At 71.4% G+C, this 15,990-nt stretch carries 14 protein-coding genes and 1 riboswitch; of the genes, 6 read left to right on the top strand and 8 right to left on the bottom strand.

The window, feature by feature from the left end; genetic code table 11:
- Positions 1–46 precede the first annotated feature (46 nt).
- From NGB36_RS28185 to NGB36_RS28165, 5 genes are all read right to left on the bottom strand, one after another.
- Positions 47–1,105, bottom strand: a complete 1,059-nt coding sequence (locus NGB36_RS28185) for an LmeA family phospholipid-binding protein (RefSeq protein ID WP_255923386.1) — start codon at positions 1,103–1,105, stop codon at positions 47–49.
- A 94-nt stretch (positions 1,106–1,199) separates the two neighbouring features.
- A complete protein-coding gene (locus NGB36_RS28180; protein ID WP_255923384.1) occupies positions 1,200–1,940 on the bottom strand; it encodes a hypothetical protein in 741 nt (246 codons plus the stop codon).
- A gap of 43 nt (positions 1,941–1,983) precedes the next feature.
- A complete protein-coding gene (mnmA, locus tag NGB36_RS28175; RefSeq protein ID WP_255923383.1) occupies positions 1,984–3,147 on the bottom strand; it encodes a tRNA 2-thiouridine(34) synthase MnmA in 1,164 nt (387 codons plus the stop codon).
- Positions 3,148–3,172: 25 nt separating this feature from the next.
- Positions 3,173–4,342 carry a cysteine desulfurase family protein gene (locus tag NGB36_RS28170; RefSeq protein ID WP_255923382.1) on the bottom strand — a complete coding sequence of 390 codons (1,170 nt, stop codon included), beginning with the start codon at positions 4,340–4,342 and terminating at the stop codon, positions 3,173–3,175.
- Positions 4,343–4,396: 54 nt separating this feature from the next.
- On the bottom strand, positions 4,397–5,077 hold the full coding sequence (locus NGB36_RS28165) for a trimeric intracellular cation channel family protein (RefSeq protein WP_255923381.1): 681 nt from the start codon (positions 5,075–5,077) through the stop codon (positions 4,397–4,399).
- Between the two features lie 129 nt (positions 5,078–5,206).
- Here NGB36_RS28165 and NGB36_RS28160 point away from each other — a divergent pair, with 129 nt between their 5' ends.
- Together NGB36_RS28160 and NGB36_RS28155 are read left to right on the top strand one after the other, a co-directional pair.
- Positions 5,207–6,280 carry a trypsin-like serine peptidase gene (locus NGB36_RS28160; protein WP_255923380.1) on the top strand — a complete coding sequence of 358 codons (1,074 nt, stop codon included), beginning with the start codon at positions 5,207–5,209 and terminating at the stop codon, positions 6,278–6,280.
- A 30-nt stretch (positions 6,281–6,310) separates the two neighbouring features.
- Complete coding sequence (locus tag NGB36_RS28155) at positions 6,311–7,852, top strand: DUF885 family protein (protein ID WP_255923379.1); 1,542 nt, start codon at positions 6,311–6,313, stop codon at positions 7,850–7,852.
- Positions 7,853–7,919: 67 nt separating this feature from the next.
- Here NGB36_RS28155 and NGB36_RS28150 read toward each other — a convergent pair whose 3' ends face one another.
- Entirely contained in the window at positions 7,920–8,816 is an 897-nt protein-coding gene (locus NGB36_RS28150) for an enhanced serine sensitivity protein SseB C-terminal domain-containing protein (protein WP_372509548.1), read from the bottom strand.
- A gap of 81 nt (positions 8,817–8,897) precedes the next feature.
- Positions 8,898–9,776: an enhanced serine sensitivity protein SseB gene (locus NGB36_RS28145; RefSeq protein ID WP_255923377.1), complete on the bottom strand. Its 879-nt coding sequence runs from the start codon at positions 9,774–9,776 to the stop codon at positions 8,898–8,900.
- A gap of 203 nt (positions 9,777–9,979) precedes the next feature.
- Positions 9,980–10,089: riboswitch (glycine riboswitch) on the top strand.
- 192 nt (positions 10,090–10,281) lie between these two features.
- Between NGB36_RS28145 and gcvT the strand changes: the two genes are divergently transcribed.
- The 4 genes from gcvT to NGB36_RS28125 all read left to right on the top strand — a co-directional run bounded on the left by gcvT (position 10,282) and on the right by NGB36_RS28125 (position 14,775).
- Complete coding sequence (gcvT, locus tag NGB36_RS28140) at positions 10,282–11,409, top strand: glycine cleavage system aminomethyltransferase GcvT (protein ID WP_255923376.1); 1,128 nt, start codon at positions 10,282–10,284, stop codon at positions 11,407–11,409.
- Positions 11,410–11,496: 87 nt separating this feature from the next.
- Positions 11,497–11,877, top strand: a complete 381-nt coding sequence (gene gcvH / locus NGB36_RS28135; protein ID WP_255923374.1) for a glycine cleavage system protein GcvH — start codon at positions 11,497–11,499, stop codon at positions 11,875–11,877.
- Between the two features lie 148 nt (positions 11,878–12,025).
- Positions 12,026–13,288, top strand: a complete 1,263-nt coding sequence (gene glyA, locus NGB36_RS28130) for a serine hydroxymethyltransferase (RefSeq protein WP_255923373.1) — start codon at positions 12,026–12,028, stop codon at positions 13,286–13,288.
- Between the two features lie 119 nt (positions 13,289–13,407).
- Positions 13,408–14,775, top strand: a complete 1,368-nt coding sequence (locus NGB36_RS28125; protein ID WP_255923372.1) for an L-serine ammonia-lyase — start codon at positions 13,408–13,410, stop codon at positions 14,773–14,775.
- A 23-nt stretch (positions 14,776–14,798) separates the two neighbouring features.
- Here NGB36_RS28125 and NGB36_RS28120 read toward each other — a convergent pair whose 3' ends face one another.
- Positions 14,799–15,980, bottom strand: a complete 1,182-nt coding sequence (locus NGB36_RS28120; protein WP_255923371.1) for a Gfo/Idh/MocA family protein — start codon at positions 15,978–15,980, stop codon at positions 14,799–14,801.
- Positions 15,981–15,990 lie beyond the last annotated feature (10 nt).

Raw genomic sequence — 15,990 nt, 5'->3', positions numbered from 1 at the left:
CCGCAGCCACCGGGGACATATGTACGTGGCGTGGCATGGCGTGGCATCAGGCGGACTTTCCGAGGGGCATGTTCACGCCGCTGACATTCACCTGGACGCCCACCGCCGTGACTTGGATGTCGTCGAGCTGAACACCGGCTGGGAGCTTGGGAACCTTGGCCGAAAATGACAACTGACTTGCCAGGCCGGGGACGTTGAGGTTCTCCAGGTCCGTGATCACGCTCGGGCTGATGCCCACCGCACGCAGCGCATCAGGGCTCTGCGCGACGGCATTGGCGACCTTGGTGCTCGCTGTGAGCGCGTCGGTGAACTTCGGATTCCCGGTGATCTCGGCGAGCGCCTGGGCGTCGTACGCGGCGCGCTGGGCCTCTGCCTGGCCGACGCCGAGCTGCTGGGCGACCGCGGGGACGGAGAGCAGCTCACGCACGCGCGCCGTGTCGTGGCTGAGCCGCTGCGCCTGCTGGGGCGCGAGGGTCAGGCCGCCCTGCGGACCGGGCGTGTACGTGCCGAGCCCCGAGACGTCGAGCCGCATGTTGTCCACCCGGGTGGTGACGACGTCTGCGGTCCGGGTGACGTGCGCCTGGGCACGTGCCGTCACCGTGTGACCGGCCACCTGCATCGGGAGCGTTCCGACGGCCTGTATCGAATCGGCGTCCATCTGCGAGTACTTCACCTGGGAGCTGCCGAGTTCCCGGTCGAGGTCGTCGAAGGAGAGCACCGCCTGCCCCTGCAGCCGGCCGACGACGGCGCCGCTGATCGAGGAGGGCAGACTGCCGACGATGCGGATGTCGCGTACGTCGCCCTGCACCTTCGAGATGGTCACAGGCCCTGCGGGGATGTCGGGGACGACGGCGTCCACCTGGTCGATCTGCTTGTCCAGGATCTGGGTCAGGAACGGGAAGCCGTGTATCCGGACTTCAGGCGCCGCTGCCAGGTCGAGTTGTTTCTTTATCTCCTCGGCGGCTTTGTCCTGCGCGTACAGCAGGGCACAGCGGTCCGCCAGTACCAACGCCACCGCGGTGATGGCACCGGCGATCAGATAGCGGAACAGCCGAGGCAGGCGGCGAACCCTCTTTCTGCTTCTGCGTCGTACGGTTGTGCGCATCGGTTCACCCAATCATGACGCGCCCCCCTCGACGCAACTCCACAGATACGGACCGGACAGGCGCCGCGGGGCGGGGGAGTTCGACCACCTGCTGTCAGGCGGCCTTCGCGGGCGCCGTGGTCGCCGTGCGCGTCACGTCGGCGACCAGTTCGGCCATGTCCGGCCCGTACGCCTGGGAGTTGACGACCTTGAGCAGCAGGCAGAAGGTGGCGTCGGCCCCATGGCGGCGCGCGAGGCCGGCATGGTGACGCGTGAGATAGCGGATCGCAGCCTGGTTGGTTATGCCGCGCTGGCCGCAGGCGAGGAACACGGGGCGGTCGTTGCCGGCGTCCTTGCCGGCCGTAAGGCGCGCCAGCAGGACGTATTCCACGACTCCCTTCTCCTTGCGGTAGATCTCACCCCCGATGGTGAAGGCGCCCTGGTCCGGGCCGGGTGGGGCATCGACGTCGACGGTGACCCCGGGAAGCATGGATCTCAGATGCGCTGCCATGCGCGTGTTGGACGCCGGCCCGCCGACGCAGAACTCCGTGCGGACGCCGAATCCTTGCTGCACCGCGTCGTGCGGCAGGACCTCGGCGTGCGCGCCGCATTCCTTGACCACGGCCGCCAGTTCCATGAGCGCGTACACGTCGTGCCGGCCCACGCTCGTCTCTCTCTCCGCCTTGATGTCCCGGTTGACCACCAGGAGGCATTCGGAGCCGGCCGGCAGCCCGAAGAAGCGCTGCATCCGCCTCAGTCGCCGCCGCCATAGGCAGGTACGGACGAACCAGCCGAAACCCGCACTGACGGCGCTGGCCGCAAGTCCGAGGATGATGTTGCGCACGTCGTCGCTCATGAGCGGGGAGCGTAACCGAGCGCCGAGCGGTGGGGCGGAGGCGTCAGGCTCCCGAGCCGGCGGATGCCGTGTCACGCGCGCGCTGCGTCGACGCGATCGTCGCCGAGCCGACGACGCGGCTGCCGTCGTAGAGCACGACCGCCTGGCCCGGCGCCACGCCGCGCACCGGCTCCTCGAAGCGAACCCGCAGCTCGTCGCTGACGAGCTCGGCCGTGACGGGGACGTCGTCGCCGTGCGCGCGCAGCTGCGCGGTGTACGAACCCGGGCCGGCCGGCGGCTCGCCGCACCAGCGCGGCTTGATGCCGGTGAGCGCGATCACCTCCAGCGCCTCGGCCGGGCCGACCGTGACGGTGTTGTTCACCGGCGAGATGTCGAGAACGAAGCGCGGCTTGCCGTCCGGTGCCGGGACGCCGAGACGCAGTCCCTTGCGCTGGCCGACCGTGAACCCGTAGGCGCCGGTGTGGGTGCCGAGCCTGCGCCCGCTCTCGTCGACGATGTCGCCCTCGGCGGTGCCGAGCCGCTTCGCGAGGAAGCCCTGGGTGTCGCCGTCGGCGATGAAGCAGATGTCGTGGCTGTCGGGCTTGCGGGCCACCGCGAGGCCTCGGCGCTCGGCCTCCCCGCGGATCTCGTCCTTGGTGGTGTGCGTGTCGCCGAGCGGGAACATGGCATGGGCGAGCTGGCGCTCGTCGAGGACGCCGAGCACATAGCTCTGGTCCTTGGCGTGATCGTCGGCGCGGTGCAGCTCACGGGAGCCGTCGTCGCGGGTGACGATCCTCGCGTAGTGGCCGGTACAGACGGCGTCGAAGCCGAGGGCGAGCGCCTTGTCGAGCAGCGCCGCGAACTTGATCTTCTCGTTGCAGCGCAGGCACGGGTTGGGGGTGCGGCCGGCCGCGTACTCGGTGACGAAGTCCTCGACGACGTCCTCACGGAACCGCTCGGCGAGATCCCAGACGTAGAAGGGGATGCCGATCACGTCGGCGGCGCGGCGGGCGTCGCGCGAGTCCTCGATGGTGCAGCAGCCGCGGGCGCCGGTGCGGAAGGACTGCGGGTTGGCGGAGAGCGCGAGGTGGACGCCCGTGACCTCGTGACCGGCCTCGGCGGCGCGCGCGGCGGCGACGGCGGAATCCACGCCGCCGGACATGGCGGCGAGCACACGGAGGAGGCCGCCCTTGCGGGGGCCGCTGGGAACACCTGCGAACTCTGACATCACCCGTCCAGGGTAAGGGCAGCCCTCAGCTGAGCCCCGCCGCACGGGCGCGGGTGACCACGGGGCCGATGGCCTTGGCCAGCTCGTCCACGTCGCCCTGGGTGGAGGTGTGGCCGAGGGAGAAGCGCAGCGAGCCGCGGGCACGGTCGCTCTCCGCGCCCATGGCGAGCAGGACGTGGCTGGGCTGGGCGACGCCCGCGGTGCAGGCGGAGCCGGTGGAGCACTCGATGCCCTGGGCGTCCAGAAGCAGCAGGAGTGAGTCGCCCTCGCAGCCGGGGAAGGAGAAGTGCGCGTTGGCGGGAAGGCGGCCATCGGGCGCCGGGTCGCCGTTGAGGACCGCGTCCGGGACGGCCTGCCGGATCTTGGCGATGAGGTCGTCCCGCAGGGCACCGACCTCGCGGGCGAAGTCGGCGCGCCGCTCGGCGGCGAGCGTGGCGGCGGTGGCGAAGGCGGCTATGGCGGGCACGTCGAGGGTGCCGGAGCGTACATCCCGCTCCTGGCCGCCGCCGTGCAGCAGCGGTACGGGGGTGGCGTCGCGGCGCAGCAGCAGCGCGCCGACGCCGTACGGGCCGCCGATCTTGTGGCCGGTCACGGTCATCGCGTCCAGGCCGGAGCCGGCGAAAGAGACCTCGAGCTGGCCGAAGGCCTGGACGGCGTCGGAGTGCAGCGGCACGTCGAACTCGGCTGCCACGTCGGCGAGTTCGCGGATCGGCACAACGGTGCCGACCTCGTTGTTGGCCCACATCACGGTGGCCAGCGCCACGTCGGCGGGATTGCGTGCGATTGCCTCGCGCAGTGCGTCCGGGTGCACCCTCCCGTAGGCGTCGACAGGCAGCCAGTCGACGTGGGCGCCCTCGTGGTCGGCGAGCCACTGCACGGCGTCGAGGACGGCGTGGTGCTCGACCCGGCTGGCGAGGACGCGGGTGCGGGCCGGGTCGGCGGCCCGTCGCGACCAGTACAGCCCCTTGATGGCGAGGTTGTCGGACTCGGTGCCGCCGCTGGTGAACACCACCTCGCTGGGCCGCGCGCCGATCGCCTGGGCGAGCGCCTCACGCGCCTCCTCGACGGTACGGCGGGCCTGCCGTCCGGCCGCGTGCAGGGACGAAGCGTTTCCGGTGACGGCGAGCTGCACCGTCATCGCCTGAACCGCCTCCGGAAGCATCGGAGTGGTGGCGGCGTGGTCGAGGTAGGCCATGGTGATCCCGATTCTACGAGGAGCGGCTGTGCCTTCTCGCCCCCGCGGACGGCTTCAGATCTCCTGCGCCACCTCCGCCCGCGCGCTGCGGCGGCGCCAGGCGCGCGGGCCGTGCCAGCCGTAGCGCATGGCGAGCAGGCGCATGACGAAGGTGACCAGCGCGGCGATGCCGCCGCCCACCCCTGTGAAGGCGTGGAAGTGGAAGAGCAGCGCGACGATGGCGGCGCCCACCATGGCCGGTACGGCGTACAGGTCGCGGTCCCAGCGCAGCAGTGACGGGACCTCCTGCGCCAGCACGTCGCGGATGACGCCGCCGCCCACCGCCGAGACGACGCCGAGCGTGGCGGAGGCTGTCAGGTCCAGGTGGTAGGCGTGGGCCTTCGTCGTGCCCGTGACGCAGAAGAGGCCGAGGCCGGCCGCGTCCACGACCATGACCGCGCGGGTGATCCGTTCGACCTGCGGGTGGAGGAAGAAGACGAGCCCCGCGGCGAGCAGCGGGGTGAGGAAGTAGCCGAGGTTGGTGAAGGCGGCGGGCGGGACGGCACCGATGATCAGATCCCGGATCACCCCGCCGCCGAGACCGGTGGCCTCGGCGAGCACCACCATGCCGAAGACGTCGAGGTTCTTGCGGACGGCGAGCAACGCTCCGGAGATCGCGAAGACGAAGATCCCGGCGAGGTCCAGCGCCTGCTGGATTTCGGGGTCGAAGAGGTGCGGGGTCGGGGGTGAGGTCACGCCGACAGTTCTACCGGGCGGCTGCCTGACCGCCGCGCACCCCGGGCTCCATGCGATGGCGTCGATGCGATCGCGTAGAGTCTGCCTTCCGTTTGTCATGTCCGGGGCCGACCATCCTGGGGGAAGTCCGTGGCGCGCCACAAACCACCGTTCCGTATAACGCCGTTGAGGGCGGCGACGCTGGGGATCGCCGGCGCTGTGGTCGCGGGGATCGGGACGTTCTCCATCGGCAACGCGGCGCCTGCGCCCGCGCCTTCCGCTGCGCCCGCGCCCGCGCCCGCGCCGAATCGTTCCACCGCCAAGCCCTGGACGGCCGAGGACGCGGCGCGGTTCTGGACGCTGCAGCGCATGGCGCAGGCCCAGCCGCTGCCGCAGTCCCGGCGGCAGTCGAGCGCGGACAGCGCCCCGCCGCTCCGCTCGATGGCCTCGGCGGCCTCGACGGCTTCCACGGCCTCGCCTGCCGGGACCGGCGGCCCGTCGCCGGTCTCCACGCCGTTCGGCGGGGTGCCGACGGTCGGGCGGATGTATCTGATGCGGGGCGGCGGATCCTACTTCTGCACCGCCAGTGTCGTCTCCAGCCCGCACCACGACCTCGTCGCCACCGCCGCGCACTGCCTGGACCAGGCGAACCCCGGCGAGCCGATCGCCTTCGTACCGCAGTGGACGAAGGCGAAGCCCCAGCCGTACGGGATCTTCCCGGTCGACCAGGACTCCAGCGGGCTCGGCCGGATCTGGATCGATCCCCGGTACTACGCCGAGGGGCGGGTGCAGGGCGACCAGTGGGACGTCGCCTTCGCCGAACTCGGAGCGGGCAGCAACGGCAAGCAGGTGCAGGACGTCGTCGGCGCCAACGCCCTTGTCACCGGCGGTCCTTACACCTACGGGAGTGTGCGGCTGATCGCCTACCCCGGCTCCGCCTCCCGCCCGCTCACCTGCACCAACGCCACCACGAAGTTCACACCCGGCAACGTGCCCGGATCGTTTCTGCGCATCGCGTGCAACGGCTACTCGACCGGCAGCAGCGGCGGACCGTTCCTCATCCACGTGGGTGGCACGAGGCAGACCGGCGATCTCGTCGGCCTGATAGGCGGCTGGGACACCGGCGGCCCGACCGCCGACGTCTCGTACAGCTCGTACTTCGGCAGCGACATCAGGCGGCTCTACAACGCAGCCGTGTCGGGCATCGCCCCCGTCCGCCCCTGACCGGGCCCTACGGCCGCTACGGTCGCCTTCATGGACAACCGAATCCGATCGGTCTGCGACCTGATGGTCCCCGTAGTCCGCGAGATGGCCGGGCTGCACGAGTACGACGGCACGGTGCAGGACCTCTCCCCCGACGGCGTGCGCCGCGGACTCGACGCGCTGGCGCGCGCCCGGCGGGACGGCGAACCGCTCGCCGATCCCCAGGACGAGGCGCATCTGACCGTCTTCGAGGACGCGCTGCATGTGCAGTTCGGGGAGCTCGAACTGCACCGCCGCGACCCGTATGTGCATCTGTCCAACCTCGAACTCACCGCCTACGACCGGGAGTACGCACCGCAGGAAGAACGGGCCGCGGCCCGGCGGCGCCATCTGGCGCAGTGGCCGGACGCGGTGGACGCCGCAATCGCCTCGCTCGACCGGGTGAGCGCTGTCGTCGCGGCGGCGCTGCTGCGTGCGGTACAGGGTCTTGCGGCCGGGCTCGACCCGGCGGAGGGGGCGGAGACGCGCTCCGCGCTCGCGGCGCACCAGCGGCTGGTGGCGCACGTCGCGAGAGTCGCGGAGACCGGCGACCCAGATCCGCGTCTGGGCGGGGCCGCGCTGGCTCGCCTGATGGGGAGTCAGGAGGGCGTGGAGGTCGACCTGTCGGCGCTCGCCGCGACGGCGGAGCGCGAGCGGGAACGGCTGTCCGGGCTGCTGGAGGAGGCGTGCCGGGCGTACGACCCGAAGCGCACGACGGCCGAGCTCGTCCCGGAGCTGCTCGCCGACCACCCCGACGCCGACGGGGTGGTCCCGGAGGCGGCCCGGCTCGCCGACGAGGTGATCGCCTTCACCCGGGAGCGGAGCCTTGTCCCGTACACGGACGGCGAGTGCCTGGTCGGTCCCGCACCGGCCTCGCGCCGCTGGTCGTCGGCGATGATGACGTGGGCGGCGCCGTACGAGGCGGACGCGCCGTCCTGGTACCACATCACGCCGCCGCAGCCCGACTGGCCGGAGCGGGAGCGCGAGGAATGGCTGACGATCTTCAGCCGGACCAGCCTGCCCGCGATCACGGTGCACGAGGTCGCGCCCGGCCATTTCGCGCACGGGCGGGCTCTGCGGCACGCTCCGACGGATGTGCGGCGGGCGCTGCATTCGCTGTCGTTCTGCGAGGGCTGGGCGCACTACGCGGAGGAGATGTGCCTGGAGGAGGGGTTCCGGGAGGGGGATCCGCGGTTCGCCATCGGGGTGGCGCTGGAGGCGCTGGTCCGGGTGACCCGGCTGACGTGTGCGATCGGGCTGCACACGGGTGCGATGGACGTCGCGGAGGCCACGGAGCGCTTTGTGTGCGACGCCCGTCTCGCGCGCGCGGCGGCCGCCTCCGAGGCGCGCCGCGGGACGTTCGATGCCGCCTATGGCCGGTACACGTGGGGGAAGTTGGAGCTGATGCGATTGCGGGAGCGCGCGCGCAAGGAGTGGGGGTCCGGCTACTCGCTCGCGGGCTTCCACAGTGCGCTGCTGGCGCTGGGCAGCCCGCCGCTGGGGCTGTTGGAGCGGGCGTTGGCCGGCGGCCCGTCCGCGCGGGCCGGTCAGTAGCGGACCAGTCGCGGCCCAGTCGCTGATCAGTCACGGATCAGTCACGGATCAGTCACGGATCAGCGGATCAGTAGGGGCGTGGCCAGGGGCCCGGCGCGGGGAAGGTGGGCTGAACGTTCTGCGCGGTGGGCCACGCCCCGCCCGGCAGCGGCACCGCAGGCTGGGGAGGTACGGAGGGCGGTGGCGGCCCCGGCACCGGCCCGGGCGCGCCGCCGGGTATCGGCCCGGTGGCGCCCACCGTGGTGCCGTACGCCTCGCGGTCGAACAGCGGTCGCGCGAAGGCCCGCATCCACATCGCGACCGGGTCGTACTCGTCCGCCATCGCGACCGTGGACAGCGGCAGTCCTGCCGGGGCGCCGGCCGCCGCGTGCTGCACCATCCCCCGGACCGCCTCGCCCGACTGCGGGCTGTTGTCGTACAGCTCCACCCCGATCGCCAGGAAGGCCTCACCGAAGGCGGGGTGAACCCACGCGGTGCGCAGCGCGCGGACCACGGGTGTGCGGTAGGCGGTCTGCGTCAGCAGCGCGTAGAACTGCGGGATCTGCAGAGCCGGTTCGGTGATGGTGAGCGGCCCTGCGGGCACTCGGTCGAGTCCGACGGCAACGCGCCGCAGATCGAGCCAGGGGATGCCGACGCCGCCTGACGCGTCGTGCGGATTGAGCCACAGGCCCCACCGTTCACGGTAGAGCTCGGCGGCGATGGCACGGCCGGTGACGATCTCGTGCGATCTGCTCCAGCGGCTGGCGGTGAGCTCCAGGGCCGAGGTGACGCACGGCGCGTAGCCGTGGCCGTCGACGTCCATGTTCCCGTACTGGGCGTCGGGCGAGCCCGGCTGCCCCTGCCAGAGCAGCATCCACACCTGGCCGTCGCCGAGCGCGTGCAACAGCGCCTCGTAGGCGTCGAGGCGGCCGGGCACCACCTGGCGCAGCGCTAGCTCCACGCCCGACTGCGGGATGCCCCCCACGCCTCCTGCCGCGCCCGCGTTCACCCGGCACCGCCCCTTCGTACGCTCATGCCCTCACGCCCGTTCCAGTTTCTCCCGGGGTCAGTCCCGGGAGAAGAACGGGGAGATCCGGTCGTGCATCAGATCAGCGAGCGGGTCCTGTGCGACGTCGAGCAGCAGCAGGTTGACCGCCCACGGCACGGACTCGGCGCCGAGTGCCCGGCCGAGTGCGTCCATCGCGGCCGCCCTGTCCTCCTCCTGCCAGCGGTCGAGTTCGACGCCGATGAACAGCGTCGGGCGCTCGCCCTCCACGGAGCCCAGGGCGCGGCGCGCCGAGAGCACCACGGGGGTGATCGCGAACTCGCCGGCGGCCGCGGCGAGGAAGTCCACCGGCTCGTCGTCCGGATCCGGCTCCCACAAGCGCACCCGGCCGCCCTTCAACGGTCCGCCGTCACCGCCGCCCGCCCCGCTGCGGCACAGGTCCTCCACGGCGACGGCTGGCAGCGGGATGCCGACGGCTCCGCCGGGGTTGACGGCCATGCCGACGCCGGGCGGCAGGCCGCGGGCGAAGTCACGGGCCGGCATCACGGCATACGGCATGCCGGGCGCGGCGCGCCGGAACTGCTCCTCCGAGCTGAAGACCGGTACGTACGGCAGCCCGTGCAGTTGCATACCGGGCAGGTCGACGGAGGGGTCGGGGGTGCGGTCGCCGGACGGATCGGCGGAAGGACCGCCGGACGGCAGGGGCACCCACACCTGGGAGCGGCCGAGCACCTCGACGACGCGCGGCGTCGCGCCGGGGTCGCCGAGCGCGGCGGAGAGGACCTCTTCGAGGTCGTTGGCGGGCCAGCCGCCGCCCGGCGGAGCCGCAGGAGGCCCAGAGTCGTCGGCGCCCCGCGGGCCGTACGGGCCATACGGGAGGTACGGGTCGTGTGATCCGTACGCACCGAACGCCTCGCCCGCCCCGTTCATCCTGCTCACCCCGTTTGCACCGTTTACGCTGTCCGGCTCCTGCTCCCCGTACCCGTACTGCGCCGGAATGCCCATCTCCACCCGCCTGCTGCCCTGCGTACTACCTGCTGAACCTTAACGTCCCCCGCGACCGCGCACAGCGCCGCGGACGTCCCTGGCACCCACGGCCCGGAGCGTGCAATGATGGCGGCGCCAACTGCATACCGGCCGTTCGAACCCGTGCGGGAGAGTCCCCAGCCCAGCCATCGCGCAACATGTGCCGGGGCGCCGAAGGAGCAAGCCCTCCCTTGAATCTCTCAGGCCCCGTTACCGCACAGGTGAGGCACATCTGAAAAGCGGGCAGCCCCGGCTGTCCCACCCAAGGTGCAAGCCGCGCCCCGTTCGGGGCTTCCGGCGAACCTCTCAGGTTCCGATGACAGATGGGGAGGACACCGCCGCCATCTGCCTTCATCGCCCGAACCCGAGGACGTCGTCTCGGCGACGTCACGGCACGCCTGCACCTGGGAGCCCGTACATGACCACCGCCCCCGACGCTCCGCGCCGCACCGCGCTCGATGCCGTGCACCGCACGCTCGGCGCGACGATGACCGACTTCGCCGGCTGGGAGATGCCGCTGCGCTACGCCAGCGAGCGCGAGGAGCACAACGCCGTGCGTACCAGTGCGGGGCTGTTCGATCTCTCCCACATGGGCGAGATCACGGTGACCGGCCCGCAGGCGGGCGAGGCCCTGGACTTCGCGCTGGTGGGACACCTGTCCGCACTCGCCGTCGGCCGCGCCCGCTACACCATGATCTGCGCCGAGGACGGCGGGATCCTCGACGACCTGATCGTCTACCGGCTCGGCGAGACCGAGTACATGATCGTCGCCAATGCTTCCAACGCCCAGGTGGTGCTCGACGCGGTCACCGAGCGCGCCGCACGCTTCGACGCCCAGGTACGGGACGACCGCGACGCCTACGCCCTGATCGCGGTGCAGGGCCCGAACTCCCCGGCGATCCTGACGTCGCTCACCGACGCCGACCTGGACGGCCTGAAGTACTACGCGGGCCTGCCCGGCACCGTCGCCGGGGTCCCCGCGCTGATCGCCCGTACCGGCTACACCGGCGAGGACGGCTTCGAACTGTTCGTCGCGCCCTCCGACGCCGAGGCGCTGTGGCAGGCGCTCACCGAGGCGGGCAAGACCCACGGCCTGGTGCCGTGCGGCCTGTCGTGCCGGGACACGCTGCGCCTGGAGGCCGGCATGCCGCTGTACGGGCACGAGCTGACGACGGCACTCACGCCGTTCGACGCCGGACTCGGCCGCGTGGTGAAGTTCGACAAGCCCGGCGACTTCGTGGGCCGCAAGGCGCTGGAACAGGCCGCGGAGAAGGCGCAGGCCACGCCGCCGCGCAAGCTGGCCGGTCTGGTCGCCACCGGACGCCGTGTGCCGCGCGCCGGGTACGCCGTCGTGGACGCCGACGGTGCCACGATCGGACAGGTGACCTCCGGCGCCCCCTCCCCCACCCTGGGCAAGCCGATCGCGATGGCGTACGTGGACGCCGGGCACGCGGCCCCCGGCACCGAAGGCGTCGCCGTGGACATCCGCGGGACGCGAGAACCGTACGAGGTCGTCGTGCTCCCCTTCTACAAGCGCGAGCGCTGATCCACTTCCCTTCCCGGCCCCCTCGCCCGATCAACATTCCCGAATCCGTGTTCGCGAGCACTCCCCCGATCCAGGAGAATTCCCCACATGAGCATCAACCCTGAGCAGCTGCGCTACAGCAAGGAGCACGAGTGGCTCTCGCCCGCCGAGGACGGCGTGGCCACCGTGGGCATCACCTCTCACGCGGCCGACGCGCTCGGCGACGTCGTCTTCGTCCAGCTCCCCGAGGCCGGGTCGGCCGTCGCCGCGGGCGAGACCTGCGGCGAGCTGGAGTCCACCAAGTCGGTGAGCGACCTGTACTCGCCGGTCACCGGTGAGGTCACCGAGATCAACGAAGATGTCGTCAACGACCCCAGCCTGGTGAACTCCGCGCCCTTCGAGGGCGGCTGGCTGTTCAAGGTCCGGTTGACCGAGGAGCCGAGCGACCTGATCTCCGCCGCCGAGTACGACGCCTTCATCGGCGAGTGACCCGCCCGCCCGTCACCCACCACCACCCTCAACCGAGGCGCTGCGCGCCGCTGTAATACACGCCCGTCACCCACCACCACCCTCAACCGAGGCGCTGCGCGCCGCTGCGCCCACCTGTCGCCCCCGAGTGAGCCAGGAGACAGACCTGATGTCGCTTCTCAACAGCTCCCTGCACGAGCTCGACCCCGAGGTCGCGGCCGCCGTCGACGCCGAACTGCACCGCCAGCAGTCCACCCTGGAGATGATCGCCTCGGAGAACTTCGCTCCGGTGGCGGTGATGGAGGCCCAGGGCTCCGTCCTGACCAACAAGTACGCCGAGGGCTACCCGGGTCGCCGCTACTACGGCGGCTGCGAACACGTCGACGTCACCGAGCAGATCGCCATCGACCGGGTCAAGGAGCTGTTCGGCGCCGAGGCCGCCAACGTCCAGCCGCACTCCGGCGCACAGGCCAATGCGGCGGCGATGTTCGCGCTGCTCAAGCCGGGTGACACCATCCTGGGTCTGAACCTCGCGCACGGCGGGCACCTGACCCATGGAATGAAGATCAACTTCTCCGGCAAGCTCTACAACGTCGTCCCCTACCACGTCGACGAGAAGACCAACCTCGTCGACATGGATGAGGTCGAGCGGCTCGCCAAGGAGCACCGGCCGCAGCTGATCGTGGCGGGCTGGTCCGCGTACCCGCGTCAGCTGGACTTCGCCGCGTTCCGCCGGATCGCCGACGAGGTCGGCGCCTACCTGATGGTCGACATGGCGCACTTCGCGGGCCTGGTCGCGGCGGGTCTGCACCCCTCGCCCGTGCCGCACGCGCACATCGTCACCACGACGACGCACAAGACGCTGGGCGGCCCGCGCGGCGGTGTGATCCTTTCCACCGCGGAGCTCGCGAAGAAGATCAACTCCGCGGTCTTCCCCGGTCAGCAGGGCGGCCCGCTGGAGCACGTCATCGCGGCGAAGGCGGTGGCCTTCAAGGTCGCCGCAAGCCAGGAGTTCAAGGACCGGCAGCGCCGCACGCTCGAAGGCGCCAAGATCCTCGCCGAGCGGCTGACGCGGCCTGACGCCACCGAGGCGGGCGTCTCGGTGCTCTCGGGCGGCACCGACGTGCACCTCGTCCTCGTCGACCTGCGCAACAGCGAGCTCGACGGTCAGCAGGCCGAGGACCGCCTCCACGGGATCGGCATCACCGTCAACCGCAACGCGATCCCGAACGACCCGCGTCCGCCGATGATCACCTCCGGCCTGCGTATCGGCACGCCGGCGCTGGCCACCCGCGGCTTCGGCGCGGAGGAGTTCCGCGAGGTCGCCGACGTGATCGCTGAGGCGCTCAAGCCGTCCTGCGACGCCGAGTCGCTGACATCCCGCGTCTCTGCGCTCGCGGCGAAGTTCCCCCTCTACCCCGGCCTGGGCTGACGGGGTCACGCGGCGGTGGGGCGCCGTGCACACTGGACCAGTGCGCCGGCGCCCCTTCCCGCGTCGCCTCCCCTCACGTACATCCGCACCACCCACGAGCAGACAAGGGAGTCAGCCCTGTGGCCATCTCCGTCTTCGACCTCTTCTCGATCGGCATAGGGCCCTCGAGCTCCCACACCGTGGGGCCGATGCGCGCCGCGGGCATGTTCGCCCGGCGGCTGAAGAACGAAGGGCTGCTCGCGCACACCGCATCCGTCCGCGCCGAGCTGTTCGGCTCGCTCGGCGCGACCGGCCACGGCCACGGCACCCCCAAGGCCGTCCTGCTCGGCCTGGAAGGCAACTCGCCGCGCACCGTGGACGTCGAGACCGCCGACGACCAGGTGGCGCGGATCCGCACCAGCGGCCGGCTCAACCTCCTCGGCGCCCACGAGATCGACTTCGATGAGCGCAACCAGCTGATCCTGCACCGGCGTCGCGCCCTGCCGTACCACGCCAACGGCATGACGCTCTTCGCATACGACACGGCCGGGGCACCGCTGCTGGAGAAGACGTACTACTCGGTGGGCGGCGGCTTCGTCGTCGACGAGGACGCGGTGGGTGAGGACCGCATCAAGCTCGACGACACCGTGCTGACGTACCCGTTCCGCACCGCCGACGAACTGCTCCGCCTCTCCCGGGAAACCGGCCTTTCGGTCTCGGCGCTGATGCTGGAGAACGAGAAGGCGTGGCGGAGCGAGGACGAGATCCGCGCGGGCCTGCTGGAGATCTGGCGGGTGATGCAGGCGTGCGTGGCGCGCGGCATGACGCGCGAGGGCATCCTGCCCGGCGGGCTGAAGGTGCGCCGCCGCGCGGCGACCGCCGCGCGGCAGCTGCGCGCCGAGGGCCCGCCCGACCCGCGCGCGATGGAGTGGATCACTCTCTACGCGATGGCGGTGAACGAGGAGAACGCGGCGGGCGGCCGCGTCGTCACCGCACCCACCAACGGCGCCGCCGGCATCATCCCCGCGGTGCTGCACTACTACGTCAACTTCGTGCCGGGCGCGGACGAGGAGGGCGTGGTCCGCTTCCTCCTCGCGGCCGGGGCGATCGGCATGCTCTTCAAGGAGAACGCGTCCATCTCCGGCGCCGAGGTCGGCTGCCAGGGCGAGGTCGGCTCCGCCTGCTCGATGGCCGCGGGCGGCCTCGCCGAGGTCCTCGGCGGCACGCCCGAACAGGTCGAGAACGCGGCCGAGATCGGGATGGAGCACAACCTCGGCCTCACCTGCGACCCGGTCGGCGGCCTCGTGCAGATCCCCTGCATCGAGCGCAACGGCATGGCCGCGGTCAAGGCGGTCACGGCCGCCCGCATGGCCCTGCGCGGCGACGGCCGGCACCACGTCTCCCTCGACAAGGTCATCAAGACGATGAAGCAGACGGGTGCCGACATGAAGGTCAAGTACAAGGAGACGGCGCGGGGCGGGCTCGCGGTCAACGTCATCGAGTGCTGACGGAACGGCGTCGCGGGGGGATGTCATCGGGCAGACGTGGTCTGCCCGAGTGCGAAGTAGGCGGCGAGTCCGGGGTCCAGGGGTGGTACGTCGTAGGGGGTGCCGCCGTCGCGCAGTGAGCGGGTGGCCATCACCCCGGCGGCCACGCTCATCCTGGCGGAGACAGGGTTGGTGTCCGTGTGTCCGCCGTCGCGGGTGAAGCGGAGGAACTCGTCCATGATCTGGCCGTCGGCCCCGCCGTGGCTGCCGTGGGCATCCGGGATGCGGTAGGTGACGTCGGGCTCGACCCGGTAGTCGGAAGGTCCGGTGTTCCACACCTTCACCAGGTCGCCGGGACGGTCACCGAAGTTCTCCAGGCGCCCCTCGGTGCCGATGACGGTGTAGTTGCGCCAGTAGTCCGGGGCGAAATGGCACTGCTGATAGGCGGCGATCACCCCGTTGTCCAGCCGCATGTTCATCACTGAGACGTCCTCCACCTCCACGCTGTGGTTGAGGTCCCGGTGGGCGGTGGGCGGCCAGGTGAACTCCCTCAGCCAGCCTTCCGGGCGCGGCGTGCCCGGTGCGCGGCGCGGCAGGTCGCCGTAGACCATCAGGTCGCCGAGTGCGTTGACCCGCTGGGTGCAGCCGCCGGCCAGCCAGTGGATGACGTCCAGGTCGTGGGCGGCCTTTTGCAGCAGCAGGCCGGTGGTGCGGGAGCGTTCGGCGTGCCAGTCCTTGAAGTAGTAGTCACCTCCGTAGGAGACGAAGTGGCGTACCCACACCGTCTTCGGCTCGCCGATGATGCCTCGGGCGATGATGTCCCGCATGAGCCGGACGACGCCCATGTGCCGCATGTTGTGGCCGACGTAAAGTCGGGTGCCGGTCTGCTGTGCGGTGCGCAGGATGGTGTCGCACTGCTCCACGGTGATGCCGAGCGGCTTCTCCACGAAGACCGGCACACCGGCGCGCAGTGCGTCGCAGGCGATCTGCTCATGGGTGTCGTCGGGGGTCGCGACGATGACCGCATCGGCTCCGGAATCCTTCAGCAGTGCCCGGTGGTCGTCGAAGAGCGTCGGCTTGTGGAAGCGTGGTGCGTTGGCGCGTAGCGCCGATCGGTCGGTGTCCGCGAGCGCCACGACGCGAGCGCCGCGCCCTGGGCGGTGGGCGGCCAGGCCGATGCTCTTGCGCAGCCCCAGTCCGATCACGCCGATGCGCAGGTCGTCCACGGAGATTCCT

The organism is Streptomyces humicola (assembly GCF_024436035.1).
Taxonomy (GTDB): Bacteria; Actinomycetota; Actinomycetes; order Streptomycetales; family Streptomycetaceae; genus Streptantibioticus_B; species Streptantibioticus_B humicola.
The sequence above is the reverse complement of the archived record's forward strand: the minus strand, read 5'-3'. Positions and strand labels throughout refer to the sequence as shown.

What these genes read in the sequence shown, in the direction of transcription:
- NGB36_RS28185 (WP_255923386.1), bottom strand. Translation starts at nt 1,105, where the DNA reads ATGCGCACAACCGTACGACGCAGAAGCAGAAAGAGGGTTCGCCGCCTG.
- NGB36_RS28180 (WP_255923384.1), bottom strand. Translation starts at nt 1,940, where the DNA reads ATGAGCGACGACGTGCGCAACATCATCCTCGGACTTGCGGCCAGCGCC.
- mnmA (WP_255923383.1), bottom strand. Translation starts at nt 3,147, where the DNA reads ATGTCAGAGTTCGCAGGTGTTCCCAGCGGCCCCCGCAAGGGCGGCCTC.
- NGB36_RS28170 (WP_255923382.1), bottom strand. Translation starts at nt 4,342, where the DNA reads ATGGCCTACCTCGACCACGCCGCCACCACTCCGATGCTTCCGGAGGCG.
- NGB36_RS28155 (WP_255923379.1), top strand. Translation starts at nt 6,311, where the DNA reads ATGGACAACCGAATCCGATCGGTCTGCGACCTGATGGTCCCCGTAGTC.
- gcvT (WP_255923376.1), top strand. Translation starts at nt 10,282, where the DNA reads ATGACCACCGCCCCCGACGCTCCGCGCCGCACCGCGCTCGATGCCGTG.
- gcvH (WP_255923374.1), top strand. Translation starts at nt 11,497, where the DNA reads ATGAGCATCAACCCTGAGCAGCTGCGCTACAGCAAGGAGCACGAGTGG.
- glyA (WP_255923373.1), top strand. Translation starts at nt 12,026, where the DNA reads ATGTCGCTTCTCAACAGCTCCCTGCACGAGCTCGACCCCGAGGTCGCG.